The 26,410-nt window shown below is 46.3% G+C and carries 24 protein-coding genes and 1 other annotated feature; of the genes, 1 reads left to right on the forward strand and 23 read right to left on the reverse strand.

Annotation, left to right across the window (positions count from 1 at the left end; genetic code table 11):
* Positions 1-195 precede the first annotated feature (195 nt).
* Positions 196-921 carry a TraR/DksA C4-type zinc finger protein gene (locus ACFWMP_RS19655; protein ID WP_379424541.1) on the forward strand — a complete coding sequence of 242 codons (726 nt, stop codon included), beginning with the start codon at positions 196-198 and terminating at the stop codon, positions 919-921.
* Between the two features lie 427 nt (positions 922-1,348).
* On the opposite strand, the gene ACFWMP_RS19660 is transcribed toward ACFWMP_RS19655, so the two are convergent.
* From ACFWMP_RS19660 to ACFWMP_RS19770, 23 genes are all read right to left on the reverse strand, one after another.
* Positions 1,349-1,639, reverse strand: coding sequence for a DUF5665 domain-containing protein (locus ACFWMP_RS19660; protein ID WP_371915735.1), 291 nt, complete (start codon positions 1,637-1,639; stop codon positions 1,349-1,351).
* Positions 1,640-1,974: 335 nt separating this feature from the next.
* Positions 1,975-5,067, reverse strand: coding sequence for an isoleucine--tRNA ligase (gene ileS, locus ACFWMP_RS19665; protein WP_379424542.1), 3,093 nt, complete (start codon positions 5,065-5,067; stop codon positions 1,975-1,977).
* Between the two features lie 374 nt (positions 5,068-5,441).
* Positions 5,442-5,716: a binding site (T-box leader), on the reverse strand.
* Between the two features lie 239 nt (positions 5,717-5,955).
* Positions 5,956-6,468 (reverse strand): DivIVA domain-containing protein, encoded by a 513-nt coding sequence (locus ACFWMP_RS19670; protein WP_076299650.1) that lies wholly within the window; start codon positions 6,466-6,468, stop codon positions 5,956-5,958.
* Between the two features lie 227 nt (positions 6,469-6,695).
* Positions 6,696-7,478 (reverse strand): YlmH family RNA-binding protein, encoded by a 783-nt coding sequence (locus ACFWMP_RS19675; protein ID WP_042190831.1) that lies wholly within the window; start codon positions 7,476-7,478, stop codon positions 6,696-6,698.
* Positions 7,479-7,487: 9 nt separating this feature from the next.
* Complete coding sequence (locus ACFWMP_RS19680) at positions 7,488-7,727, reverse strand: YggT family protein (protein WP_042194359.1); 240 nt, start codon at positions 7,725-7,727, stop codon at positions 7,488-7,490.
* Positions 7,728-7,761: 34 nt separating this feature from the next.
* Positions 7,762-8,202, reverse strand: coding sequence for a cell division protein SepF (locus ACFWMP_RS19685; RefSeq protein ID WP_042190833.1), 441 nt, complete (start codon positions 8,200-8,202; stop codon positions 7,762-7,764).
* 11 nt (positions 8,203-8,213) lie between these two features.
* Complete coding sequence (locus ACFWMP_RS19690; RefSeq protein ID WP_339243114.1) at positions 8,214-8,900, reverse strand: YggS family pyridoxal phosphate-dependent enzyme; 687 nt, start codon at positions 8,898-8,900, stop codon at positions 8,214-8,216.
* Positions 8,901-8,903: 3 nt separating this feature from the next.
* Positions 8,904-9,761 carry a peptidoglycan editing factor PgeF gene (pgeF, locus tag ACFWMP_RS19695; RefSeq protein WP_379424543.1) on the reverse strand — a complete coding sequence of 286 codons (858 nt, stop codon included), beginning with the start codon at positions 9,759-9,761 and terminating at the stop codon, positions 8,904-8,906.
* Between the two features lie 133 nt (positions 9,762-9,894).
* A complete protein-coding gene (locus ACFWMP_RS19700; RefSeq protein ID WP_339243119.1) occupies positions 9,895-10,239 on the reverse strand; it encodes a YlmC/YmxH family sporulation protein in 345 nt (114 codons plus the stop codon).
* 211 nt (positions 10,240-10,450) lie between these two features.
* Positions 10,451-11,233: an RNA polymerase sporulation sigma factor SigG gene (gene sigG / locus ACFWMP_RS19705; protein ID WP_036683631.1), complete on the reverse strand. Its 783-nt coding sequence runs from the start codon at positions 11,231-11,233 to the stop codon at positions 10,451-10,453.
* Between the two features lie 78 nt (positions 11,234-11,311).
* Positions 11,312-12,034 carry an RNA polymerase sporulation sigma factor SigE gene (gene sigE, locus ACFWMP_RS19710; RefSeq protein WP_028530613.1) on the reverse strand — a complete coding sequence of 241 codons (723 nt, stop codon included), beginning with the start codon at positions 12,032-12,034 and terminating at the stop codon, positions 11,312-11,314.
* 91 nt (positions 12,035-12,125) lie between these two features.
* The gene (gene spoIIGA, locus ACFWMP_RS19715; protein WP_042194361.1) at positions 12,126-13,073 is read right to left on the reverse strand and encodes a sigma-E processing peptidase SpoIIGA; all 948 of its coding nucleotides are present in this window, start codon (positions 13,071-13,073) and stop codon (positions 12,126-12,128) included.
* A gap of 143 nt (positions 13,074-13,216) precedes the next feature.
* The gene (locus ACFWMP_RS19720) at positions 13,217-13,363 is read right to left on the reverse strand and encodes a hypothetical protein (protein ID WP_223179028.1); all 147 of its coding nucleotides are present in this window, start codon (positions 13,361-13,363) and stop codon (positions 13,217-13,219) included.
* 233 nt (positions 13,364-13,596) lie between these two features.
* Positions 13,597-14,718 carry a cell division protein FtsZ gene (gene ftsZ, locus ACFWMP_RS19725; RefSeq protein WP_042130228.1) on the reverse strand — a complete coding sequence of 374 codons (1,122 nt, stop codon included), beginning with the start codon at positions 14,716-14,718 and terminating at the stop codon, positions 13,597-13,599.
* Between the two features lie 61 nt (positions 14,719-14,779).
* Positions 14,780-16,042, reverse strand: coding sequence for a cell division protein FtsA (gene ftsA, locus ACFWMP_RS19730; protein WP_042190844.1), 1,263 nt, complete (start codon positions 16,040-16,042; stop codon positions 14,780-14,782).
* Positions 16,043-16,386: 344 nt separating this feature from the next.
* The gene (locus tag ACFWMP_RS19735) at positions 16,387-17,157 is read right to left on the reverse strand and encodes a cell division protein FtsQ/DivIB (RefSeq protein ID WP_042190846.1); all 771 of its coding nucleotides are present in this window, start codon (positions 17,155-17,157) and stop codon (positions 16,387-16,389) included.
* A gap of 63 nt (positions 17,158-17,220) precedes the next feature.
* Positions 17,221-18,504: a UDP-N-acetylglucosamine 1-carboxyvinyltransferase gene (gene murA, locus ACFWMP_RS19740; RefSeq protein ID WP_042190848.1), complete on the reverse strand. Its 1,284-nt coding sequence runs from the start codon at positions 18,502-18,504 to the stop codon at positions 17,221-17,223.
* Between the two features lie 308 nt (positions 18,505-18,812).
* Complete coding sequence (murG, locus tag ACFWMP_RS19745) at positions 18,813-19,925, reverse strand: undecaprenyldiphospho-muramoylpentapeptide beta-N-acetylglucosaminyltransferase (RefSeq protein ID WP_042190850.1); 1,113 nt, start codon at positions 19,923-19,925, stop codon at positions 18,813-18,815.
* A gap of 5 nt (positions 19,926-19,930) precedes the next feature.
* Entirely contained in the window at positions 19,931-21,028 is a 1,098-nt protein-coding gene (gene spoVE / locus ACFWMP_RS19750) for a stage V sporulation protein E (RefSeq protein ID WP_042130238.1), read from the reverse strand.
* Positions 21,029-21,082: 54 nt separating this feature from the next.
* Positions 21,083-22,504, reverse strand: a complete 1,422-nt coding sequence (gene murD, locus ACFWMP_RS19755; protein ID WP_339243126.1) for a UDP-N-acetylmuramoyl-L-alanine--D-glutamate ligase — start codon at positions 22,502-22,504, stop codon at positions 21,083-21,085.
* A 3-nt stretch (positions 22,505-22,507) separates the two neighbouring features.
* Positions 22,508-23,473, reverse strand: coding sequence for a phospho-N-acetylmuramoyl-pentapeptide-transferase (mraY, locus tag ACFWMP_RS19760; RefSeq protein ID WP_042190854.1), 966 nt, complete (start codon positions 23,471-23,473; stop codon positions 22,508-22,510).
* Between the two features lie 21 nt (positions 23,474-23,494).
* Positions 23,495-24,898 carry a UDP-N-acetylmuramoyl-tripeptide--D-alanyl-D-alanine ligase gene (locus tag ACFWMP_RS19765; protein ID WP_339248651.1) on the reverse strand — a complete coding sequence of 468 codons (1,404 nt, stop codon included), beginning with the start codon at positions 24,896-24,898 and terminating at the stop codon, positions 23,495-23,497.
* Positions 24,898-26,385, reverse strand: coding sequence for a UDP-N-acetylmuramoyl-L-alanyl-D-glutamate--2,6-diaminopimelate ligase (locus tag ACFWMP_RS19770; protein WP_339243128.1), 1,488 nt, complete (start codon positions 26,383-26,385; stop codon positions 24,898-24,900). Before ACFWMP_RS19770 ends, ACFWMP_RS19765 begins: the two co-directional genes overlap by 1 nt.
* Positions 26,386-26,410: the final 25 nt, after the last annotated feature.

Raw genomic sequence — 26,410 nt, forward strand, 5'->3', positions numbered from 1 at the left:
GTTATAAGACTTGTATATTGTAGCACAGCCCTTAGAAGATCGTCTATTGCGTGACACCTCTCGGGCGCTTAATCTTGGGGACTATTTTCCATCGCTAAAATAACGCCTCTCAGGTCAACCTAACAAAGAACCATCCGGTGCAAATCGGTTTGTCGGAAGGATTCTTAAAAAAGTACAGAAAGGAGCTTACTCATCATGACGCACCTGACAGTACAGCAGCTCTCAGAGCTACGCGCCCGATTAGAAAAAGACCGTGATACTATTCAGCACAGGCTTCAGAATAATGAAAATTACGGCTTACAGGAATCCATGCGGGATGGCACCGGAGAACTTTCCGAGAATGACAACCATCCTGGCGATGCAGCCACCGATTTGTATAACCGCTCCATGGATATTTCACTGCTAGAGCGGGACGAGCATGAGCTGGATGATATTGAAGCTGCTCTCAACGCTATGGATGAAGGTACCTATGGGATATGTAAGGCTAGCGGTAAAGCGATCCCTTTTGAGCGTCTATCCGCTATTCCCTCCACGCTTTATTGTAAAGAGCATGCCCCACGTCAAAATGCACCTTTTACTCGGCCCATTGAAGAAGAATTTTTGTCTCCTCCATTTGGGCGTACGAGTCTCGATGAACGAGAGGATCAAAACGGCTTTGACGGTGAGGATGCCTGGCAGATTGTAGAAAGCTATGGCAACTCCGATTCCCCCGCCATGGCGGAGGGCAGCAACATTGACTCCTATAATGATATGGAGATTGAAGCCGATGAGCTTGAAGGCTGCGTAGAGCCTTGGGAGAACTTTATCGCCACCGATATTACAGGCAACAATGTAGTTGTAGTACCGGGTCGTAGCTACGAGCGTTATAAGGATAGTGGCGAGGGAAGTTACATGCTTGATCCGCTCGAAGGCGAGGAGTAAAAGCATTGTCCCCCGCAAGAAAAATGAACAGCGTGCGGTTCCAGTTTCATTGGGAATGGCCCGCTGTTTTTTTATTTTTTCTGCGCTATGTCATTTTGTTAAGAAAATGTTCAGATTCAGCTGATAAACTGATCTAACGCATGCTGAAATCGACATACAAGGAGTGTAACGTAAGTGAATCACGACTATTTTAAAAATGTACAACAACTCAGTCATGAAGATGACCGACGATATTTATTATTAATGAGAGGCTTACGCATCATACACGAGGAAAAAAAGCAGCGCAGCCCTCTCCAAAGATTAAAAAAGGAAAGGTACGGACTGGGGAGAAACATAGAAGCCCAAGGCTGGATAAATCCACCAAAGAAGATTGACCGAACCCTAATCCCTTCAACAAACCAAATAAAGACGGCTTCGCCTTAACAAGCTATTTGAATTCCAGCTGACGTTGAACAATTCGTACAATATCCGCAATATAATCTCCGATAATCGGTAGATTCAATGCTCCAAGTACCTGAAGAACATAGATGATCGTTGCCGCAAAAAAAGTAAAGCCTAGCGCAATCCCTACTCCACGAGCCGCTCCATATAAAATATTTTTCCAAATTAGAGTCCAAGGTGAATATAACAGCTCCGTATACTGATAAATTCGTGATTTCTCTAAGATATGGGCCCATTCAAAGGTTAATCGATACATTGTATTCATTTTTTCTTCCAGTGGAATGTCTTCTGGATTGCGATGATCTGCTGTTAAACGCTCAGGGTTTTCCTCAGGAATAACCTTTTTCTCCGCTCCCTTATCTGGGCTGTTCTTGTTGCCGGATGTCTTGACGGAGATTCTGTTCTTCTGATCCTCCACAGCCACAGCTCCTCTCATACGTCTATATTCGCCACAAAGTAAACGAGCCCGGTCAAAGAGAATACATCTCCTTGAGCACGAGGCTCGTTATTTTCGCGGGCGAAATATAAAGACTATATTTCCCGCATAAACAGAAGTTCTCTGTTTACACTTGTGCCGCTAGTATATGCTGTTTTGGGACAGGTAATGCAGATTTACACTTCAATATGGATACCGATGGATTTACCACCGACATCTACCGTTTCAAAAGCGTGTTCTCCGCCAAAATCAACCGTAGTCACAAGTACATTGTCTCGCAATACATTCTCAAAGGCTGTAACTGCTGCTTTAAGCTCATCGTCTACACTCAGCGTGAGTGCGATCCGTTTCTCGATCGGCAGATCCAAACGTTTACGGTAATCTTGAACCGCACGAATGATCTCACGAACCCAGCCTTCTTGCTCAAGCTCAGGTGTGATTTCGGTATTGAGCGCAACCGTAATTCCATATCCGGAAGCTGCGGCGAAACCTGCTTTAGCTTCTTTTTCAACGAGTAGCTCTTCAGAAGTGATCACCAGCTCTTCTCCCTCTGGCGTCGCAATCGCGATTGAGCCATCTTGCACCGCTTTGCGGGTAGAGTCACTGTCCAAAGCTTTTAGGAAGCCTTGCAGGAAGCCGACGTTTTTACCGTATTTTTTACCGGCAACTTTAAGATTCAGCTTGAGTGTGAAGTCAACAAATCCACTGTCGCTAGTCTCTAGCACGATGTTCTTGATGTTGATCTCGTCTTTGATGATCTCTTCATACTCAGCCAAATGGAAGTCACGGTTCATCGAAACGATCAGCTCAGACAGCGGTTGACGATTCTTAATGCCTGTTTCGTTACGCACATTACGCGCCAGCTCAACGATTTGTCTCGCACTTTCCATATCCTCTTCCAGCTCTTTATCGATCAAGCTCTCATCAGCAACCGGATAATCTGCTAAATGCACACTTTCTCCGCCGCCAAGGTTCGTGAAGATATCTTCAGACAACATCGGTGTAAATGGAGCCATCAAAGACGCTGTCTTCAAAAGCACATGGGTCAGTGTACGGTAAGCATCCAGCTTATCTTCACCTAGACCACTACCCCAGAAACGGTCACGGGAACGACGGATATACCAGTTGCTCAGCTCATCTATAAAGTTCTCAATGCCTTTGGATGTATTCACGAAGTCATTTACTGCAAGTCCTTTGTCTACCAAAAGAATCAAGCTGTTCAGACGGGACAAAATCCAGCGGTCCAGCTTATGTTCCGATACTTTAAAAGGATGATCAGCAGGATCATAACCATCGATGCCGGCATAAAGCGTCAAGAACGCATGCGTATTCACCAGTGTATCTACAACTTTCGATTTGGTTTCCCCTACAAGACCACGAGAGAAACGTTTGTTATTCCACGGTGCACTATCGGATAGAATCGCCCAACGGAAAGCATCCGTGCCGTAATCGTTCATGATATCCCAAGGATCAATAACATTGCCTTTTGATTTGGACATTTTCTGACCATTCTCATCAAGGATATGACCGTGAGCAATAACAGCTTTATATGGAGCTTTACCTTTAAACAAGGTAGATACAGCTAGTAAGCTGTAGAACCAACCACGTGTCTGGTCGATCCCTTCACAGATCATATCCGCTGGATATTGATCATTCAGCTTATCCTCGTTCTCAAATGGATAATGACTTTGCGCAAATGGCATCGAACCACTATCGAACCAAACATCGATAACTTCTGGTGTGCGAACCATCTCTGCGCCTTCGCTGAAAGGGCTGTGTAGCTTGATCTTATCTACAAAAGGCTTATGCAGCTCGATATCCTCAGGTACATCGCCAATCGCCATCGCTCTCAGTTCTTCAATGCTGTGTGGAGCGAACTCTTTGCCCGTTTCTTGACATACCCAAACATTAAGCGGTGTGCCCCAGTAACGATTACGGCTGATATTCCAGTCCACCAGTTCATCCAGGAACTTCCCGAAACGGCCTTCACGTACATGATCAGGATACCAATCTACACTGTTGTTGTTAGCAATCAGCTGATCTTTGATCGCTGTAGTGTTGATGAACCAGCTGTCTGTTGCGTAGTACAAGAGTGGTGTATCACAACGCCAGCAGAACGGATAGCTGTGCTCGTATTTTTCTTTACCGTAAAGCAGTCCTTTTTCAGACAAAGCTTTAACGATATCCAAATCGCAATCTTTCACGAAGCGTCCAGCAAAATCAGACACTACATCCGTATACTTACCGGAATTATCAACCACGTTCACGAAGCTGATGCCGTTCTCGCGGCAAGTCTTGTAGTCATCTTCACCATGCGCTGGTGCCATGTGTACGATCCCTGTACCACTGGAATCTGTAACGAAGGAAGCACCTACGATGACATTGCTTTTCTCTGCCTTGATGTATCCGAATGGAGGAGCGTAAGTTTTGCCGATAAAATCGGAACCTTTATGTGTAGAAAGGACTGTGTGCTCGCCTTTCATTACTTCCTCCACCAAATTTTTGGCAACAATGTAGATACCGTCTTCTTGTTGTACACGTACATAATCCATGTCAGGGTTCATGGCTAACGCCATATGTGCTGGCAGCGTCCAAGGTGTAGTCGTCCAAGCTAGTACGTAGTCTCCACTGTCATCCAGTTTAAACTTTGCAGTCGCACTGAGATCCTTGACAGTCTTGTAGCCTTGGGCTACTTCATGGGAGCTTAGGGTAGTCTGACAGCTTGGGCAGTAAGGACTAACGCGGTGTCCGCGGTAGAGCAACCCTTTGTCATGCACAGTAGCCAAGATGTTCCACACGCTCTCGATATACGTGTTATTCAAAGTTACGTAAGGATTATCTAGATCCGTCCAGTATCCGATACCCTCTGTAAACTCGCGCCATTGCTTCTCATAACCGAAGACGCTGTCTTTACATTCCTGAATGAATTTTTCTACGCCATATTCCTCGATCTCTTGTTTGCCGGAGATGCCAAGCTTCTTTTGTACGCCTAGTTCTACTGGCAAACCGTGTGTATCCCAGCCCGCTTTACGTACCACGCGGTAACCTTTCATCGTTTGGTAACGACCGATGAAATCCTTGATTACACGGCCCAGCACGTGCCCGATATGCGGTGCACCGTTCGCTGTTGGAGGACCTTCGTAAAATACATAGTTCGGACGTCCTTCACGATTCTCCATGGATTTACGGAACGTATTTTCGTCGCTCCATTTCTTCAGTATGCGGACATCTCTTGCCCGCGCTTTTTCTTTGACATCTACTTTTTGCATGTGATGATCAATCCTTTCAAGGTTTAGTCTGTAAAGCTCTTTTCGATCCTTGGGCAGTCTGATTCAGCTCTTGCCTTCGGTACCCGAGCCGCGATCTCGCAGGGCAGCACTGGCTCGGGGCACCACTGGGACCGGCGAGTGAAACGCCGGTCTGCTCTAGCAGTGAAGGCCCCGCAGGCTAACCCGCCAGGGGAGCCTAAGAAGGGCCGCTCCTTCAGCCACCTGAGTCCGTTCGCTTCCACCATCGTACCCGTTTGCACGAGGCTTTACATTGCGGGTGTCCAGAGGGCGGCAGCCCTTGGGGTCCCCCTTAGAAAGGGTGATTTAGGGGGATGGCCCGCCCCGGAACAACAAAATAAGCGTCATCCCACCCCCAAAGGGGCGAGACAACGCTCGCGATACCACCCTAATTCTGCGCATGAGCACATCCTTAAGGGGAGTGTATTCAGCACAATCTCAGTCCTGCGCGTAAATCTCATGCACAGGTCCGGTGTAACGTCCGGCGGACGGCTAAGCTTACGCACGATCAACGCTTCAGCTTAACTTCTAGGGGAAGATCTTCCGGCAGGGTTCGAACAATCGGCTCTCAGCAATCGCCGACTCTCTGGAGAACGTTACCTTGTCGTACTTGTCCCGTCATCGAATACATATAAACATTATACAGATATGTTCTATTTATAGACTTTTTAAGTCTAAATGTCAACAACCGCTAGCGAAATCCACATTAGGAGTATACCTGTGCAGGCGGAATACTTTATTATGATCGATTTTAGCAGAAAATAAAAATAGAGGGAATAACTCCCTCTATTTAGCCGAATTTAGCATGAAATTATAAATTAGAGGGAATTCCCCCTATAAATTCAATCAGCATTCATTCATCATAATGCATTAGATACGATGTAGAACATCATCCTTAAAAGTTACGCTCTCGCTTGCCTCACGACTCTCCAAGGCATTCCAGTCATCCTGTGACAACAGCTCGAGCTGTGCTTCCACCAATGTGCGGAAACGAGTGCGATAGATCGAAGCTTGCTTACGCAATTCTTCAGTCTCAATAGCAACCTTACGGGATTTGGATAACGCTTCGTTAATAATCCGATCCGCGTTCTTTTCCGCTTCCTTGATAATGAGCTGCGATTCCTTCTTGGAGTTGTTCTTCACATCATCCGCCGCTTCCTGAGCGACTAAGATCGTTTTCGATAAACTCTCTTCAATATTCACAAAATGATCTAAACGCTCTTGAATGGACAAAAGCTGATTCTGCAGCTCTTTGTTCTCACGGATGACACTTTCGTAATCCTTAATTACTTGATCCAGAAATTCGTTGACCTCGTCCTCATCATAACCGCGAAGTCTCCGAGAGAACTCCTTGTTATGTATATCGAGCGGTGTTAATGGCATGCTGTGCACCTCCTAGAAATTTCGGACCTTCTAAGTCTCTGAACCATACCTGCGCAGCAGACAAAGAAGAAAGACTGTACTTCAAGTAAAGGCAGAGGATGTATCGACGTTCCAACTGCCATTCATGGTTCGCCTCTTTTATAAAATATCGGCGTCCTGCTTTAAAAATGTTTGATTCCCTCGAAATAATCAATTTCGACAAGTAAAGCCGGATTCCTGCAAGGGATTCACACAAATTTACCAACCTGAACACGGTATCGGCCCTTTTTCGTCAAACTACCAACCTCTAGAACCTTGAATCGACCAAATCCTTGAATAGATACCATGTCACCATCTTTAAGTCCGCAGGAAGGGTCTTCTTCCACTTTCCAATTTACCCGAACGCGCCCAGCCTTGATGGGAGCAAGAATTTTGCTTCGACTAAGCCGTGTTACATCTGCGGCTATGCCATCCAATCGTAGGGACGCTACAGTCAAATCCATCATTTCCAGCTTCACCTCACTATTACGCAAGGCAGAAAGTGGCAATACCTCCGTGCTCACCTGTATTCGGTGTACTCCAGTTAAATTCATGTCTAAATAATCTGCAATATCTGCAGCTACTACCACATGACAACCATCGTCCAGAACATGAATATCACCGATTTTTCCACGTTTTACTCCAAGACCCAGAATAGAGCCCATGTAGTCCCCATGCTCTAACGCCAGAAACTTTTGCTCACCAGAGGTTATCGCAAGAACGCTCAGCTCCATGTCCTCATGATCCAGATCACGGTAATCAGGTGCAATGAGTGCTCGTTTCCGCTCTGCCTCAGGGTGGCCGCCTTCCCATCTAACGATAACATCTGGATGTCGATTGACGAGACTTTGCAGAATAAATCCTTGGCGCGGATCTAGAAATTCGGTCAGTTTCGTCTCATGATATTCTCCCGCATGGGTAACCCACTCCCAAGCCTTGTCCACAAATTGTCTTTCATCGGGATGAAAATGCCCGTAAACTTCTGTCTTCATCACTTCTGCCTAAAAAATTAAGTGCAAAATGGATTTGAGTCCACCTGCCGCAAATTCCAAGACGAATAGTGCAATGATCGGGGAAATATCAAGCGTACCAAAGAGTGGCGGAATAAACCGACGAAATGGTGTCAAATACGGCTCAACAAGCTTGCTCAGCAGTTCTCCGATAAAGTTCTCACGAACGTTTGGTAACCAAGACATCAGTACGTAGAAAATAATCATGTAAAAATAAATATTAAACAGCATATCAATAATGTAATCAATTTGGGGCAAAGCTCATTCACCTCATTCTGTTATAGTCTGGATCGTCACCTAGGATTTCCGTAATGGCACCTTGAATTTCAACGGTATCTGGCGTGCACATAAATATATTGCCCCCAATTTTAGAGATTCCTCCCCCAAGGGCATAAACAGTTCCACTTAAAAAATCAATAATTCTCATTGCCTGATCATTACGGACACGCTGAAGATTGATCACTACCGTCCGGTGAGAACGGAGATGGTCCGCAATTTCCTGAGCCTCATCGTACGAACGTGGCTCATAAAGTACAACTTTTACATTCTTCTGCGAATGGATACTGACAACGTTGCCCCTTTGATTTTTGCGGGTTTCGACAGGGGCTGGCTCATACTCATCCTCTTCGTGGATTTGCTCCCGCTCCACAACTTCTTCTTCCTCCTGCAAGCCCAAAAAACTCATAAATCGGTTCATAACGCTCATCACGATCCCTCCTAATGGCCTACTAACACCGTACCTAGGCGTACCCAGGTGGCTCCTTCCTGTATCGCCACTTCAAAATCATTCGACATTCCCATTGATAGCTCCGTAATCGGTTCAGGTGTCAAAGCAAGTTGATTGAGCTCATCGCGCAGCTCACGAAGTCCGCGAAATACAGGGCGGGTAAGCTCCGGATCACCTTCTAAAGGTGCCATCGTCATTAGTCCAATTACTTTTACACGGTCTAGACTAGCAATTTCACGCAAAAATCCAGGTACCGCCTCAGGCGACAGACCAAATTTCGTATCTTCTCCAGAGATGTTTACTTGAAGAAAGACATTCACTTCTTGATCTGCGGCAATCGCCTTTTTGTGTAATTCTTGCGCCAAAGATATCCGGTCCAAAGAGTGTATATATTGAAACTTGCCAATAACGTCTTTAACCTTATTGGTCTGCAAATGCCCGATAAAATGCCATGTCCCTTGGTCCCCTAAAACCTTCCATTTGTGCTCAGCATCCTGCCAGCGACTCTCGGCAATATGCTCCAGGCCTGCCTCCAATACGGAGGACACCATTTCCAGAGAAACATATTTCGTCACTGCAATTACCTTGACGTCATTTCGATCCCGGCCGCTTGCCGCGCAGGCACGTGCTACACGTCCCTCTACCTCAGCAATTCTCTCCTGCAGTGTTAAAGCCAACTTTCAACTCTCCTTTATTCCGATCCAGCTCGTCATCCTGCCTGTAACCCCATCTTCTTTACGATAAGAAAAGAACAAATCTTGATTACAGCTTGTACACCAAGATGTACATTCGATATGAGTCGGCAATATTCCTGCTTTAATCATAATGCGTCGATTCATTTCTTTCAAGTTTAGCATGTATTTGTTCTCATCTGTGTCAGATGTTCTGTACAGCTCCACAGTATTGGCTGTTTCTGTTGGCTTACTCAGATCACCTTCCAGTCGATGAACATGCTCCATCACATAATCGTCCACCTCATAACAGCAGTCACCAATGGATGGTCCGATCGCTGCAATAATGTCCTGCGCATGGCTTCCGTAAATGATCTCCATTTTACTCACCATAGCGGCTGCAATCTGGGCCACAGTTCCCTTCCAGCCAGCATGGGCAAGACCGACGACTTGGTGCACAGGATCATAAAAATAAAGGGGTACACAATCCGCATAAAAAGAAGTCAGCAAAACTCCCGGTACATCTGTAAGCAAACCATCGGTTGCCTGAAATGCCGAGGTTCTATCCTTTTGACCCCGCCCACGATCGGCTTCCCTTACCACTGCTATTTCTGCTCCATGGGTTTGTTCTCCACAGGTCCAAGCTTCCGGCTTGAAATCAAGAGCTTCCGCAAGCGCCCTACGATTCGTTAAGACATCTTCCGGAGCATCCCCAACATGAAATGCACAATTCAGGCTGTCATAAGGCTTTTTGCTAGCCCCTCCCTGTCTACCCGTAAAACCTGCTGTAATTTCTTTATGCTTCACACGCCAAGGCTCCAGATGGAGCAGCATAAGTGTTTCCTTCCCCTGCACAAACGGTTCCATATCCTCACCTCCGCCTTAGTGTACCACATGTAAATACCCCTACAAAATGCCGCTTAAGCTAGAACATCAAATTTACTAACTTTTAAGTCATGCCATTTCGAATCATTTTATAAAAAACAAAAAACGCACCTAATTAATAAGTGCGCCGTTCGCCTCGGTCCCCTCGTTCCAAATACATCGTTTCCCGCTCGTCCTGCCCTTGAGGTATTCTTGATTCTTCAATCTTCACAAGCACTACATCAGACCCGATTTTGACAATATTTCGCCATGGAATAATCAGATCGGTTCCGCCTCCGAACAATCCCATAAACCGAGTGTATCCGGGAATTACGATTGCATCAATGACACCTCGGCGTAAATCAAGCTCTAAGTCACTGATTTGGCCCAGCCGCTTGCCGTCCACAATGTTAATAACGTCCTTAGTCTGAAAATCAGAGATTTTCATTTTTTTGGCTGATCCTAAATAATCCTCGTTCATCTCACCACCCCTGTACAATCAGACCTATAGTCCAATATATGTTATGAAAGCTTGGCCACATGCATGAAATATCCCCACAAAGTGAGGCTATGCTTAGATGCTTACCAAGGTACTTTGCGGGGGCTCAATATATACTTCCTGAAACAGTAAAAAGAGGAGATCACCCAAAATCCTTATCACGGATTCTGGATATCTCCTCATTTCAGACGATTTAAGACTTCACATGCTTTTGCATTTGCTGAATCGCAGATTTCTCTAGACGTGAGACCTGTGCCTGTGAGATACCAATCTCATCTGCGACCTCCATCTGTGTTTTCCCTTCGAAAAACCGCATGGATAAAATTCGTTTCTCCCTTTGACCTAACTTACGCATCGCTTCACGTAAGGCGATTTCTTCGATCCACGACACATCCTTATTCTTATCATCGCTAATCTGGTCCATTACATAAATAGGATCGCCACCGTCATGATAGATCGGTTCGAATAAGGACACTGGATCCTGAATAGCATCAAGGGCAAAGACTACATCTTCCTTCGGTACGCCAAGTGCTTCAGAGATTTCGAATATCGTCGGTTCCCGCGAATTCTGATTGGTCAGACTATCGCGTACCTGCAGCGCCTTATAAGCAATGTCTCTGAGTGAACGCGATACTCGAATCGGATTGTTATCACGCAAGTAACGACGGATCTCACCAATAATCATCGGAACCGCATATGTGGAGAACTTAACGTTTTGTGATAAATCGAAATTATCGATGGCTTTCATCAGACCGATGCAGCCCACCTGGAACAAATCGTCAACAAATTCTCCCCTATTATTGAACCTCTGGATAACACTTAGAACGAGCCTAAGATTACCATTTACCAATTTCTCTCTGGCGGATCGCTCGCCCTGCTGCTGCAGCGAAGTGAACAGTTGCCGCATTTCCACATTCGTTAGAACAGGCAGCTTAGCAGTATCCACACCGCAAATCTCGACTTTATTTCGGGTCATGATGATTTACCTCCCAAGGAGAAACATTACTGTACATTATCTCCCGGGTTGGCCATTTTATTCCTTGCTAATTTCACCTTACACCATCTTGTTAAACTCCTTACGCAGCCGCTTAATAATTCGTTTCTCCAGACGAGAGATGTAAGATTGGGAAATGCCGAGCAGATCCGCCACATCTTTTTGCGTCTTTTCTTCGCCCCCACGTAGTCCGAAACGCAGCTCCATAATGAGTCTTTCCCGTTCGCTCAGCTTTTCCAGCGCCTTTTGCAGCAGCTTGCGGTCGACCTGTTCTTCAATGTTCCGATAGATGGTATCATTTTCCGTCCCTAAAACATCTGAGAGCAGCAACTCATTACCATCCCAATCGATATTAAGAGGCTCATCAAAAGAAACCTCACTCCGTGTCTTGCTATTACGCCGCAGATACATCAAAATTTCATTCTCTATGCAACGTGATGCATATGTTGCTAGTTTTATTTTTTTCTCGGGATCAAAAGTGTTAACCGCCTTAATTAATCCGATAGCCCCTATCGAAACCAGGTCTTCAATATTGATTCCGGTATTCTCAAATTTACGAGCGATATACACTACGAGGCGCAGGTTACGCTCAATCAGCATCGCACGAACAGCAGCATCGCCGCTAGATAGCCGCTGAAGCAGATACTCTTCTTCTTCCCGTGTCAGCGGTGGAGGTAGAGCCTCGCTCCCGCCGATATAATAGATTTCCTGACTCTTCAGCCCCAGTAGAAACAGCATGCGGTAATATTGCAGCTGCAGAGCAATTTTCCATTTGACCATTATTGTTCCTCCTCCAAGAAGTACACGGTTAGCGTATGAAGCTTTTAATTCCCGCTTTCAGCCATCAGAAGTTTGGTTCAGCTAGCTTTAAAGATTAGGAAGGTAGTGCTGCATCAGTGGCGCTCTCTTTTTGAGTTAAATCCGGATGTATGACCGCCCGATAGGCCCCATCTCCTGAGAGTGTCCCGCCATCCAGCCCAATTAAGACTCTTTTACTATAAAAGATATCTTCACCGAGCTTTATCGTCACAAGGTCTGGCTTCAGTGCGAGCATAAATGATGCCCCTCGGTTAATCCCCCTGTAAGGTACTAGTCGCATCCTATCCTGCCAAGCAAACGACTGCCCGTCCGTTTCTAGCAAAAGTCTGTCCGCACCATCCTGAGTGAGTCTCCCTTTCCATGCAGCAGGCAGATGCCCCTCCCAGAGCGTCGATTCCATCACCATCACCGGTATGCGGGTCAAAGGATCACAGAGACGATTACCTGTGTCTAACAGGCCAGGACAGGAAACACTTACACCATCAATTTCAACAACCACCTCACCGATATAGGTTTCAAGCTGCTCCCTTCTGATTCGTGAAGAATGCACTGCCTTGAAGCAGATTAACACCAGGGGGAATACTGCAATGACAAACCAAAAGCCGATCTTTAAGCCGTAGGCATGCCCTCCTGAAGCAGTGAACATAATACCATTCCAAATGTCGCTGGAGCTCTGCAGCAAATAGTGAATACCAACAATTCCACCTGCGGCTGCAAAATTGATAATATAGAAAGCTCCCATAGTGCGAAGGTAGCTTTGCAGACTCCCAAAACCAAAGGCAATCCATAACATAACCACCGACAATCCAAACTTGATAAGGAAGGTATACATGAAAGACAGCTCCGGTACAAACATCATCACTACATACAGTGCGCCAACGAGAGCTGAGAGGATTAGACGCCACCATGAGATTCTCAGCTTAACCATCCAGCCTGTCAGCCACAAAAGAATTCCGTCGATCACTAGATTGGCGGCGAATATCAAGTCAATATAAACAACCAGTGCATTCACCTGCTTAATGGCGGAATCTATCCTCTAGCCAAATTGGATCAGGCTCTGTTTTTGGACGATATGATTAGTATAGAAAGTCTCGCATTCAAAGTCTGTCTAAACTTGGGGGGCATTCTTACGGTTTTTTTGTCGAGTTATAGCGCGTGGGGATTTATTCCTTCTTTATGGAATTTCTTATATCTTTTATTCACTGCGTCATTCGCTCCATCATTCGCTGGATCATTTAATGGAATAGAGGAATCCTGCAAATATACAACTTTTTGTGCAAAACTCCGCTTCATGAAGTCCAAAAACTGCAAATATGCAGGATTATCCGATGGTTAATGGTTGCCGCTTTCCGACTACCAGTTACCACCTACTGTAACTACTTAGTCAACCATCACCCCCTTGGAGCTACACAGTGCCGTTCATAGTCTTGCTTGATCCTTATTACATTTACGCAAAAAAACACCGTACCGCTATAGCTAATCAGCTAAGCGATACGGTGTTCTCGTATAATCTTGATTCTATTTAATTAGTCATTGTTGCCCCGAGTACGATTACGCAGGAACGTCGGAATATCGAGCTGGTCAGAAGAACTCTGATTGCCGAAAGGACGTAAATTAGCTGAACTCTTATCCGGTGCTGCCGCAGGCTCGTTATTCGTCGAGACCGGACGACGTCCCGGAGTTTCAGGCGATGGTTTATGTTCAAAGCCAGTAGCAATTACTGTTACTTTGATATCATCCTTCAGGCCTTCATCAATAATCGCACCAAAGATCATATTCACTTCAGGATCAGAGGCGGATGTAACGATCTCAGCCGCTTCATTAACTTCATATAGAGAGAGGTTGGATCCTCCCGTAATGTTCATGATTACGCCGCGGGCGCCTTCAATAGACGTTTCCAAGAGTGGGCTCATGATGGCTTTACGTGCTGCTTCAGACGCACGGTTCTCACCATTTGCAATACCAATACCCATAAGCGCTGAACCGCGCTCTGTCATGATCGTCTTTACATCCGCAAAGTCAAGGTTAATCAGACCAGGAACCTTAATTAGGTCAGAGATACCTTGAACAGCCTGCCGGAGAACATTATCTGCTTCACGGAAAGCTTCCAACATCGGTGTTTTCTTATCTACGATCTCAAGCAAACGGTCATTTGGAATGACGATTAGCGTGTCGACTTTTTCTTTCAAAGCTTCGATTCCAAGCATTGCCTGGTTATAACGTTTTCTTCCTTCAAAAGTGAACGGGCGAGTAACTACACCCACAGTCAAGGCTCCACACTCTCTAGCAATCTCAGCTATAACTGGTGCTGCACCTGTTCCTGTACCGCCACCCATCCCTGCAGTAACAAACACCATATCTGCGCCCTTAAGGGTATTAGAGATCAAATCACGGGATTCTTCCGCTGCCTTCTTACCGACTTCAGGATTAGCTCCTGCACCCAACCCGCGGGTCAGCTTGTCCCCGATTTGCAGCTTGTGCTCCGATTTGGCCATATGCAACGCTTGGGCGTCTGTATTAACCGTAATAAATTCTACACCCTGAACGCCATTTTCAATCATCCGGTTGACAGCATTACTACCTCCGCCGCCCACGCCGATGACTTTTATTTGCGCCAAGCTCTCCATTTCAAAATCAAATTCTAACATATTGTTCCATCTCCCCCTCAATGTGCTTGGATGGCCGGTCCAAGTATATCTGGACTTACACTTATATAAACTCGCTGAACATGTTCTTTAGACGCTCGACAAACCCGGTTTTCTGAACCGTTTCCTGATTTGGAGTGGCGTTCTGCTTACTCCGATTGACCGTCTTTTTGTTGCTGCTTCCACCACTGCTTCTTCCACGGAAGCTACGGACAACATTATGCAGGATACCAACACCTCCGGTAAACCCAGGGTCCCGTACACCGATATAATCCGGTACAGCGATGCGTACAGATGCAGCCAGTTCAGTCTGAGCCGCCTTTAATACGCCAGGCATCGAAACAGTTCCACCCGTTAATATATAACCTCCAGGTAGTTCACTGTAACCAAGCCGTTTCACTTCCTGTTTAATCAGATGGAAGATTTCTTGCACCCGTGGTTCGATAATTGCCGCTAAATCCTCTTGGTTAAATTCCTTCTCTACATTACTGCCAATGCGCAGCACCTTGAAGACAACGTCAGAGGCTGCATCGTCAATCCATGCGCAACCATACTTTAGCTTTACTTTCTCCGCTTGATCAGTAAGTGTACGTAATCCGTATGCAATGTCATTAGTTACAAATTCTCCGCCGATCGGAATCGTAGAGGTTGCACAAAGGGAACTTTCTTCGTATATGGCTATCGTTGTCGACCCGGCCCCGATATCAACCAGAACAGATCCCATCGATTTCTCGTCTTTGGACAGCGCCAATCCACCAGCACCAAGAGACATCAGCACAAGATCCTTCACTTTCAGCCCTGATTTCTCAACACATCGTAGTAGATTATGTATTGGCGTCTTAGCACCCGTAATGATGGTTGCGTCCACTTCTAGACGAACACCAATCATCCCGCGCGGGTCCTGAATACCTTCGAGACCATCGACGATAAATTGTTTAGGAACAACATCAATCACTTCTCGCTCCGGAGGCATAGCGATGACTTCCGCAGCTTTAATAACGCGATCGATATCATCCTCACCGATTTCACGATCCTCATTCTGAACGGCCACGACACCGTGGCTGGATTGCAGGCCAATATGATTACCGGAAATGCCTACATAAACTTCTGATATTTGAATACCCACCATTTGCTCTGCATGATCTATAGCACTTTTGATCGATTGCACAGTTTGGTCGATATCTACAATCGCGCCTTTACGTATTCCTTCCGAATCAGCAGATCCAACGCCAATAATATTAAAGGTTCCATTGGTAACTTCCCCAATTATTGCCCGAACTTTGGATGTACCGATGTCCAAACTAACAATGATGTCATTGTTGCTCAAGTCCTATGGCACCTCCTGTTATAATCGAAATAATTTGCATAATCTTATCCCGGTCCCGGGAAACTTCTCTGTACATATTCAACATACCTAACCCTTTCCCTCTTTTTTCTACAAATTTTTTGAACGGAATAATATTCCAACATCCCTAAATGTGATTAGTTACTCATAATTTTTTATAAGAATGATAATTATCACAAGAAATATATACCTATTTGGTTATTACTAACCATATAAAAGATTATATTTCAAAAAAATCGAAGAAAAAAGAGGGATATAGCTTCTTGCCCGTAACTCCGATTGTAGCATTTTTTGAACTCTATTAGTAGGGACTATTTACCTCTACTCTACTCTTGCACATCTTTTTGCTCATCGCCCTTTTGCTCCTCACTTTCGACCTGAAAAGGAACATACGAGTCGGCTTCAAGCATCGTGATAAGTCCAGGCTCCTTTGTCTCTATTACCTGATTCAAGTATGACACTTTGCTCTTCAATAAAGAGATGGAAGTGATCACCTCGAAACGGGATCTAGTATAGAGCTTGATACGATCCGGAAATGACAAGGTTGGCGAAGGAACAATCTCAGAGATATCACTTGTCAATTCATTAGAAATGCTTCCAAGCGTTTGACATAGGATAGCCTTATTAGGATCAGCTGGATCCCAGTTGGTTAATATAGGTTTCTCTACAGCAATACCAGTCTCATTAACAGTCACCGCTGCTCCACTCGACAGAATCGCCTTCAAGATGCCGCCCTGTTCCAGTTCATAGGCCACCGCAGGGAACTCTTCAATCTTCACTGTGATTACCCCGGGGAAATCCTTCTTTACGGCCACAGCCTTAACCGTCTTAAGCTCCAGCAGAGATTGTTCCACAGACTTCGTAGAAACGGCAAAGAATTGTCCACCTATATGAATTCCACTTTGCGAGAGTAATTCCTCACTAGTAGAATACTTGCTTCCCTGAAAATCTATCACTGTAATGTGACTAATAGACGATCTGAAAAAAATCACAGCAAGAAGCGCAGTGAACAGTAGCAGCAGGATCGCCGTAATCTTACGGCTCATTTTTTTCTTAGGCTTGTCCTCTTTAAGAAGAGGTAATCGGGTTGTTGTCATTCTCATATCTCCGTAATAAGGCCCTGTCTCCTTCCTTGGTAGAACTGAAGGAGACAGGGAGCTTTAATTGGCCAAATCAAGTGGATCCGGTACGGGTACCTTGCGGCTTATACGCGCGCCAAGCTTCTGAAACAGCTTCTCTATTCCATCATACCCGCGGTCAATATGGTGTGCTTGCTCAACGACTGTAGTCCCTTGTGCAGCAAGCCCAGCAATGACCAGAGCCGCACCTGCACGCAAGTCAGTAGCTTCCACAGTAGCACCATACAATCTCTGAACGCCGCGAATAAACGCACGATTCAAATCAATAGAAATATCAGCGCCCATCCGCGCCATTTCTTCAACATGCTTGAATCGTCCCTCAAACACCGTCTCCTTGATTACACTGAAGCCATCAGCGAGAGACAACAGCACCATGACCTGAGATTGCAGATCGGTTGGGAAAGAAGGATAAGGAGAAGTCACAATTCTCTCAACAGCACGTGGGCGCCCCATACAACTGATATTAATTATATCATTGCACACTGTGATTTGAACACCAGCCCGCTTGAGCACATGAATAAGCGAAGTCAGATGCCCCGCATTGGCATGTGTCAAAGTCACATTTCCTCGTGTAGCTGCCGCAGCAATCATTACGGTTCCAGCCACAATCCGGTCAGGTATCACCTCGTACGTACAGGGATATAGGTTTTTCACCCCTTGAATTGTGATGGTGTCCGTACCTGCACCGATAATCTGAGCACCCATGCTATTTAGAAATTGCTGTAGGTCCTGTATCTCCGGCTCTCTCGCTGCCCCCGATATTGTTGTTGTTCCCTCTGCCTTTGCGGCAGCCATCATAATATTCTCCGTTGCTCCTACACTTGGATAGTCGAGATGAATATCACTCCCTATAAGCTTAGAACCCCGACAGAATATTCTTCCGTTGCTCTCCTCGATCTCCGCCCCTAACGCCTTAAGTCCCTGTAGATGAAGATCGATTTTACGCTCTCCGATCGCACAGCCCCCAGGCTGATAGATCGTTACCTCTCCAAATCTGGATAACAGCGGTCCCATTAGAAAAATGGAAGATCTCATCTGCCGCATTAAATCCTCAGGGATATGAGATGTCCCGACGGCAGACGTATCTATCGTCACCGTATCCTCTTGATGCACGCACCTGCAGCCCAGCCGATCTAGGATGTCTAGCATAGTCTCGATGTCCAGCAGCTTCGGCACATTATGCAGTGAGTGAACTCCTTCGGCCAGCAGGCTTGCCGCTAGAATCGGCAGCGCCGCATTTTTTGCTCCATGGATACGAATGGTGCCTGACAGGGGACTTCCACCCTCAATCACCAATTTGTCCAATGTATCACCTCCGAGATTACCGCTCACCCACCACAAACACTTCCGTTACAAGCTCATATGAAATGTACAAGTATAAACGTCTTCGGCGTCCTTTATAAGGACGATAGGCGTTTAAGCGAGAAATATAAGGATAATGTATAACGTGAAACTTATACTTTCTTATATTTCAAGAATATCCTGCACTACATCTCAGGTTTGGAAGTGTCCTGGGTGATTGTCACGATTATAGGATTATCCTATGTTCGTTCCTCCAAGTGTGTGACAGAGAGCTGCCAATAAGGAAAACCCGTATGGAAAACGATGATATCTTAAGACTTCTTACCCGCAAGTCTTCGGAGCTCGCTTGTGATTACTGCCGCAGAATCTCTTTTGCCGAGTCGTTTGGAGGCCACGGACATCTGCTCACGCACGGCTTCAGTTCCGATGATTTTTTGAACCGCCTCATATAGTGCCGTGCCGTTTAAATCTTTCTCAAGCAGCACCACAGCAGCACCTTCACGTTCCAACTGTCTTGCATTCGCCTCCTGATGGTTATTCGTCACATTAGGAGATGGAATGAGTACAGAGGGAATACCCAGCGCTGTAATCTCAGCGAGAAAAGAGGCTCCCGCCCGATTAACGATCAAGGAGGTACAAGCCAACACCTCTGGCATATTATGAACGTAAGGAAGGACATGCAACCAGTTTGGTATGCTACCCAGCTTTTGACGCAATTCCGCCCGAGTCTCTTCGAAATAAGGTTCACCTGTAACATACACATAATGAACACCATTACCCTTACCCACTTTTGGGGCCATTTCAATCATGGCTCTATTAATAGCCTTAGCTCCCTGACTGCCACCAACCACCAAAACAACAGTACTGCCATCCGAAATCCCCAGCGATGCGAATCCTCGTTGCGGACTTGCTGTAGTAACTGTTGTGGCACGTGGATTACCAGTATAGATCACATTTTTGCTGCCCGGAAAAGAGGACTCTGTTCCTTCAAAGCTTACGGCAACTGTACTCGCATACCGACTCAGAAAGCGATTGGTTAGACCTGGTATGGCATTTTGTTCATGGATCAATGTAGGGATGCCCAACCGGGATGCAGCATAAACGACTGGACCACACACATAACCGCCTGTTCCAATCACAACATCTGGTTTAAATTCTCTTAACATCTCTTTGGAAGCCTTGACACCCTTCAAGAAACGCATCACGGTCTTGACATTGTCTATGGATAGCTTGCGCCGAAAACCAGTGATGTCAATAGATTTGAAAGGGATATTCTCTTGAGGGACAAGCTTGCTCTCTAAGCCACGCGTTCCACCAATATACAGGAAGGTAGATTTGCTATCTTCCAACTCCATTTGCCTAGCAACAGCGACCGCAGGGTAGATATGTCCACCCGTGCCTCCGCCGCTTAATACGATACGCATCTCTTTCACCTCGCAAAACGGGATAAGTTCAATAGAATGCCAAGGGATGTTAGCATCAGTGTAAGTGAAGATCCGCCATAGCTAATCAGAGGAAGCGTGATGCCCGTTACAGGCATTAGACCAATAACAACACCAATATTAATAATGACTTGCACAGCCACCATACAGACGATGCCAACGGCCAGATAGCTTCCAAAACGGTCAGGTAGACTCATCGCCACCTTCATCCCGCGCCAGATTAGAATAAGAAATAGGATCAACACAGCCAAACCACCGATAAAACCCAGCTCCTCGGCCAATATAGAAAAAATAAAATCTGTTTGTGGCTCAGGTACATAGCTGTACTTCTGCCGACTCATTCCTAATCCAAGGCCACCGAGCCCACCAGGACCAATCGCATATAACGACTGAATGATCTGGTAGCCTGCACCAAGGGGGTCGGACCAAGGATCAAGAAAAGCGGTAATCCGCTGCAACCGGTAAGGCGCTGCTGCAATCAAAGCAACAAACCCTGCCGCACCAGCTACTCCAAGTGAAAGTAAATGCTTCATTCTAGCCCCTGCTGTGAAGACCATCATCAAGGCTGCACCAAACATGACGGTACCTGTACCCAAATCCGGCTGGAGCATGATCAGCGCGAAGGCTGACCCAATGAGCGCAAGTGGTGGGAGCAAGCCGCGTGTGAAGGAAGTGATGTCGTATTCCTCTTTTCCTAGCCAATTGGCTAAGAATAGAATCATCCCCATCTTCATGAATTCGGAAGGCTGGATCCCGAAGGAGCTAATTCCTAGCCAGCTGCGCGCTCCCCCGCGTACTACACCAATACCAGGGATAAGCACAATAACAAGTAAGAAAAAGCAGATCAGAAGTGCCGGCTTAGCCAGCTTTTTCAGCACCCTGTAATCGGTATTCGCCGTAACGAACATTGCGACTAGTCCTAGTCCTGCAAACAAAAGCTGTCTTTTTACAAAGTAAAACGAATCTCCATAATTGCGGAAGCCCAGAACGGACCCGGCGCTGTATACCATCACCATGCCGATCACCAGCAAAGATAGAATAGGAATCAGCAACCAAATATCGGGAGCATGACGAGTTTTGTTCATCAGGAGCACACCTCTTGCATCCGTAGTAGGGATGGGGCTTATCCACCCCCCTACTTAAAGGTTATGCACCGCCTCTTTAAAAATACGCCCGCGCTCTTCATAGGATGTAAACATATCCCAACTTGCACAGGCAGGAGACAAAAGAACGATATCTCCTTCTTCCGCCAGAGCGGAAGCTTCCTGCACAGCTTGCTCAAGCACGGCAGCGGCACTCTCCCCATTATCGACGGAGATAATCTGCTTTAATCCTGCCAGCTGCGCTACATTCGTTAGCTTGTCCTTAGTTTCCCCTAACGCCACTAGCGCTTTAACACGACCGCTCAGGACAGGCAGCAGCTCCAAATAATCGGAACCACGGTCTAATCCACCAGCGATCAGCACTACAGGGCGCTCAAAGGACGTTAATGCCATAATCGTCGCTTTGGAGTTTGTTGCTTTGGAGTTATTATAATAAGTGGCTCCAGCCTTATCAGCCACATACTCCAGCCGGTGCTCCACACCGCGAAATGAAGCAAGCACTTCACCCAATAAAGAGGGGTCAGCTCCAGCAGCAATGGCAATTCCACATGCAGCCAGTGCATTTCCCACGTTGAAACGTCCCGGAATACTAATGGAATCTACATCAGCAATGATTGTTTCTTGGTCTGCAGATTCGCGATAGATGATGCGGCGCTTCAGATCGTCATCTTGACCCGTAATATAGGATGGGCTAACAAACACACCATGGGTGAGCTCCTCGGACATAGAGAACGGAAGAATAGTAGCTTTCATATACGGCACAAGTTCCCGGCAAAAAGGATCGTCCCAGTTCAGCACAGCCGTATCCGTATCTACTTGATTAGCGAACAGCTTTGCTTTGGAATCGACATAATCCTTCATGCTCCCATGATAATCCAGGTGGGTCTCCGCAATATTCAACAAACAACCTATTTTGGGGCGGAAAGTCTCCGTACCTTTGAGCTGGAAGCTGCTGAGTTCGACCACCATCCAGTTATCCTCTGTAGCTTCTTGCGCAGCCTCACAGAGAGGCGTGCCAATGTTACCTGCAACAATCGGATTCATACCTGCAGCTTCCAGCATTTGACCTACCCAGGTCGTCGTTGTCGTCTTGCCATTGGATCCCGTGATGCCAATCATCGGCGCTGCACAAAGACGGTAAGCAACCTCTACCTCTGTAACTACTTCAATGCCAAGCTCAAGAGCCTTTTGCACAGGAGGCGCAGAATAAGGAATGCCTGGATTCTTAATGACCAGACTTACACCTTCATGAATCAGTCCATCCGGATGCCCACCGCTTATAACACAAATTCCCAAAGATTCCAATTCGGAAGCTTCGGGACTTTGATCTCTTTCCTTTTTATCGTTCACCGTAACTACAGCGCCTCGATCATGCAGCACTTTAGCAACCTGGACACCGCTTTTTGCGAGACCAAGAACCACAACTTCTTCACCACGATACATATCTGGATGTTTCATTCGCTACAACCCCTTGCTAATAAATAGTCCAACAGCGGCTAATATCAAGCTTACCGCCCAGAACGAAATTACCACACGCCATTCCGACCAGCCACCAAGTTCAAAATGATGGTGAATCGGGCTCATTCTGAATACACGTTTGCCACGGGTTTTGAAAGAAACCACCTGTATCACGACAGATAACATTTCCACCACAAACACACCGCCAATAATTAAAAACAGCAGTTCGCTCTTTGTGACAATAGCAATCGCACCTATCGCGCCGCCAATACCAAATGAACCGGTATCTCCCATGAACACCTTAGCCGGATGGGCATTAAAGACCAGAAATCCAAGAACGGCCCCGATCATTGCCGCTGCACACACGCCAGCTGCAATTGACGTAGCCTGCATCGCTACAACAGCATAAGCTGCCAAAGCAATAGCACTTACTCCAGACAGCAAACCATCTACTCCATCGGTAAAGTTAACAGCATTCGTTACTGCCATCATCATAATAATAATGAATGGATAGTAGAAAAAGCCGCCCCAGTCAAAGCTGAAATCAGTACCCGGAACGCTGATACTTGTGCTATGTCCTGCAGAAATCAGCAGACCGCACATCACAGCACCTACCAACAGCTGCCCGAACAATTTTTGACGCGCCGTAAGGCCCAAAGAACGCTTGAATACGATTTTGATATAATCATCCAAAAATCCGATCAGTCCAAAACCAAGCGTAGCCACTAGTAGTACGTAGAAATCGTTATTCACCACGGAAAATTTCAGATAAGCCAATGTAAAAGCCACGATGATTACGATACCGCCCATCGTCGGCGTTCCCGCTTTCTTTAAATGGGATTGCGGTCCGTCATCTCGCACCTGCTGTCCGAATTTCATCCTGCGCAGTAGCGGAATGAAGAGCGGAGCGGCAATGACCGCAAGGATAAAGGAAACAGCAATAGTCAATAACAATAGTTGATAATCCATGGGTGCACCCCCTCCATTTTTTTAGGTCTCTTTAATCTCTTTATTAAGGCTCTGAAGCACTTCCTCAAGCCTCATCCCTCTAGATCCTTTGAATAGTACAATATCCTTGGAGCTGCTTTTCTCGATAAGGACGGCTGTTAATTCTGACTTATCCGTAAAAGCCAGCACACGCTCGTTTCCGAATCTTTCCTTTGCAGCTTCTGCAATATGGACTGACAATGGACCATAGGTATATACAAAATCAGTCACTGCGGGGTCTAGGTAGTAGCCAATTTCTTTATGAAACTGTATTTCATCCGGCCCAAGTTCCAGCATGTCCCCCAGTACTGCGATTTTTTTGCCACTGCATTTCATAGTTTGAAGCACATCAATGGCCGCCTTCATAGAAGTCGGACTGGCATTATAAGCATCATTCAAAAGTGTAAGCCCGGAAGAAGTCCGAATCACTTCAATCCGCATGCCCGTCAACTTAAGATTGCTTAACCCATTCTCAACATTTTGTTCTGTAATTCCAAAATGGCGAGCAACCGCTAGTGCAGCCAACGCGTTAACAACGTTATGCTGGCCTGGCAGCGGTAATGTAAAAGCATGTTCCTTATGAAGGCTTGACGTAAACGTCATACCACCACTATGGGACATCATCCCAGTCGGATAATCATCATTATCTCCGTTCAGGCCGAAACGGAAGGACACCATCTCCTCCGGAGCCTCAAAAGTGGACTCTTGCATTACCTCAGTCAGCAGCGGTTCATCACCGTTATAAATTAGCAGTCCACCTGGCTTTAGCCCTTCGACTATTTCCAGCTTGGCACGGGCGATTTCTTTGCGAGATCCCAGTTGCAGCAGATGTGACTCACCTACATTAGTAATGACTGCAACATCTGGTGCAGCCAAAGAAGCCAGCAGAGCAATTTCTCCCCGCGAGCTCATACCCATTTCAAGCACTGCAATCTCTGTATCCTCAGCCATGGATAGAATCGTGAGCGGAAGACCAATATGATTATTGAAGTTTCCTTCTGTCTTGTGCACCTTGTACTGCGTTTCGAGCAAGGCCATAATGATATCTTTTGTCGTTGTTTTACCATTGCTGCCCGTAACTGCGACAACCTTCGGAGCGACCTCATTTAAATACGCAGCGGACAGCTTCTGAAGCGCCTCTAGCGTATCTTCAACAATTATGACTCCGCCACCCTCAGGCGCAGGACCTTTATCACGCTGCCATAAGGTCCCTGCAGCACCAGCAGCCATAGCTGTAGCTGCATAATGATGACCGTCAAATTTGTCTCCCGTTAGAGGAACAAACAGGCAACCTGTAGTTATCTTACGGGAGTCAGTAACGACGCCCGTAAGTGGTATATTCATAGCTTCGGCAGCAGGAAGTTCCCCTGCGCACATCACAGCAATTTGTCCCAGTGTTCTTGTAATCAATAGCTTCGACCCCTTATAACTTCTTTAGCGACGATGCGGTCATCGAAATCGTGAACCACTCCGCCAATCAGTTGATAGGTCTCATGACCTTTCCCCGCAATCAATACTACATCGCCAGAGCTTGCCATTTCAATAGCCTTCCCAATTGCTTCTCGGCGATCAACAATCATATGATACCGGTCAGAGGTGACTCCATCCTCTACTAGTCCTGCTTCTATATCCTTCAGAATTAGCCCAGGGTCCTCCGTCCGAGGGTTGTCAGAGGTTACGAATATCATGTCGCTATATTTTGCAGCTATCTTACCCATTAAAGGACGTTTCGTGCGGTCTCTGTCTCCTCCGCAGCCAAACACAGTAAGCACTTTACCTGTAGCAAACTCGCAGACCGTTCTTAATACATTTTCCAGCCCGTCTGGTGTATGTGCATAGTCAACGATAACGGCATATTCTTGCCCCTCATCTACTGACTCTACCCGTCCAGCTACCCCATCAATCGCCTCAAGACTAGTCTTGATATCGGACAGTGACACATCTTCCAACAACGCTGCCGTAATCGCCGCAAGTGCATTATAGACATTGAACTTACCAACCATACGAAGCGAAATGTCCGTCTCACCCTTAAACGTATCTACATGGAAAAAAGTTCCTTTTGCAGTGATCGAGATTTGCGAAGCTCGGACATTAGCGTTGTTATCAATGCCATATGTAATCACTTCCGCTGCAGTTTGGGTTGCAAAATAGTGGCTCGCCTCATCATCAGCATTCAGCACCGCATATTTGCGTTCTTCTTTCCAAGGAGAGATCACATTTCCTAGTCTAGAGAAGAATAGACCTTTAACCGCCCGATACTCCTCCATTGTATGATGATAATCCAGATGATCCTGGGTTAAGTTCGTAAATATTGCTGTACGGAAGTCCGCACCCTTCACACGTCCTTGCTGAAGCGCATGGGAGGAGACTTCCATTACGCAACATTCCACACCTTTGGAGGCCATATCATGAAGCGAGCGCTGCAGATCTAGCGATTCTGGAGTGGTCCCTGACATAGGGTAGCTTTTGCCGTCATAGCGCATTTGAATGGTCCCAATCAGACCCGTCTTCATATTCTGGTCTTGCATAATTCGCTCAATAAGATAAGTCGTAGTTGTCTTCCCGTTTGTACCCGTAACCCCGATCATTCTCATTCGGCTGCTAGGTGAGCCAAAGAATGCATTCGACATGACAGACATCGCAAAACGGCAGTCATCCACAACGATCTGTGGGATATCAAGCTCTAGCTTATGCTCACATACGATAGCAGATGCTCCAGAGGCTACGGCTTGCGGCGCAAATTTATGTCCGTCTACGGTGTGACCCGGTAAACAGATAAACAGATCACCCGGACTTACACGGCGGGAATCCGTCTGAAGATCAGTAATCTCCACCTCCCCGTCCCCATATAGACGCGAAGTAGCAAGACAAGCAGATAATTCATTAACTTTCATAGTAATCCCTCACTCTACATTTTCG

This window comes from Paenibacillus sp. NPDC058367, assembly GCF_042723305.1.
Classification (GTDB): domain Bacteria; phylum Bacillota; class Bacilli; order Paenibacillales; family Paenibacillaceae; genus Paenibacillus_AQ.

What these genes read in the sequence shown, in the direction of transcription:
- murG (WP_042190850.1), bottom strand. Translation starts at nt 19,925, where the DNA reads ATGCGTATCGTATTAAGCGGCGGAGGCACGGGTGGACATATCTACCCT.
- ACFWMP_RS19735 (WP_042190846.1), bottom strand. Translation starts at nt 17,157, where the DNA reads ATGACAACAACCCGATTACCTCTTCTTAAAGAGGACAAGCCTAAGAAA.
- ACFWMP_RS19685 (WP_042190833.1), bottom strand. Translation starts at nt 8,202, where the DNA reads ATGAGCGTTATGAACCGATTTATGAGTTTTTTGGGCTTGCAGGAGGAA.
- mraY (WP_042190854.1), bottom strand. Translation starts at nt 23,473, where the DNA reads ATGGATTATCAACTATTGTTATTGACTATTGCTGTTTCCTTTATCCTT.
- ACFWMP_RS19700 (WP_339243119.1), bottom strand. Translation starts at nt 10,239, where the DNA reads ATGAACGAGGATTATTTAGGATCAGCCAAAAAAATGAAAATCTCTGAT.
- pgeF (WP_379424543.1), bottom strand. Translation starts at nt 9,761, where the DNA reads ATGGAACCGTTTGTGCAGGGGAAGGAAACACTTATGCTGCTCCATCTG.
- ACFWMP_RS19670 (WP_076299650.1), bottom strand. Translation starts at nt 6,468, where the DNA reads ATGCCATTAACACCGCTCGATATACATAACAAGGAGTTCTCTCGGAGA.
- ileS (WP_379424542.1), bottom strand. Translation starts at nt 5,067, where the DNA reads ATGCAAAAAGTAGATGTCAAAGAAAAAGCGCGGGCAAGAGATGTCCGC.
- ACFWMP_RS19675 (WP_042190831.1), bottom strand. Translation starts at nt 7,478, where the DNA reads ATGAAGACAGAAGTTTACGGGCATTTTCATCCCGATGAAAGACAATTT.
- ACFWMP_RS19770 (WP_339243128.1), bottom strand. Translation starts at nt 26,385, where the DNA reads ATGAAAGTTAATGAATTATCTGCTTGTCTTGCTACTTCGCGTCTATAT.
- spoVE (WP_042130238.1), bottom strand. Translation starts at nt 21,028, where the DNA reads ATGAACAAAACTCGTCATGCTCCCGATATTTGGTTGCTGATTCCTATT.
- ACFWMP_RS19720 (WP_223179028.1), bottom strand. Translation starts at nt 13,363, where the DNA reads ATGAAGCGGAGTTTTGCACAAAAAGTTGTATATTTGCAGGATTCCTCT.
- murD (WP_339243126.1), bottom strand. Translation starts at nt 22,504, where the DNA reads ATGAAACATCCAGATATGTATCGTGGTGAAGAAGTTGTGGTTCTTGGT.
- ACFWMP_RS19680 (WP_042194359.1), bottom strand. Translation starts at nt 7,727, where the DNA reads ATGCTGTTTAATATTTATTTTTACATGATTATTTTCTACGTACTGATG.
- ACFWMP_RS19655 (WP_379424541.1), top strand. Translation starts at nt 196, where the DNA reads ATGACGCACCTGACAGTACAGCAGCTCTCAGAGCTACGCGCCCGATTA.
- sigG (WP_036683631.1), bottom strand. Translation starts at nt 11,233, where the DNA reads ATGACCCGAAATAAAGTCGAGATTTGCGGTGTGGATACTGCTAAGCTG.
- ftsZ (WP_042130228.1), bottom strand. Translation starts at nt 14,718, where the DNA reads ATGTTAGAATTTGATTTTGAAATGGAGAGCTTGGCGCAAATAAAAGTC.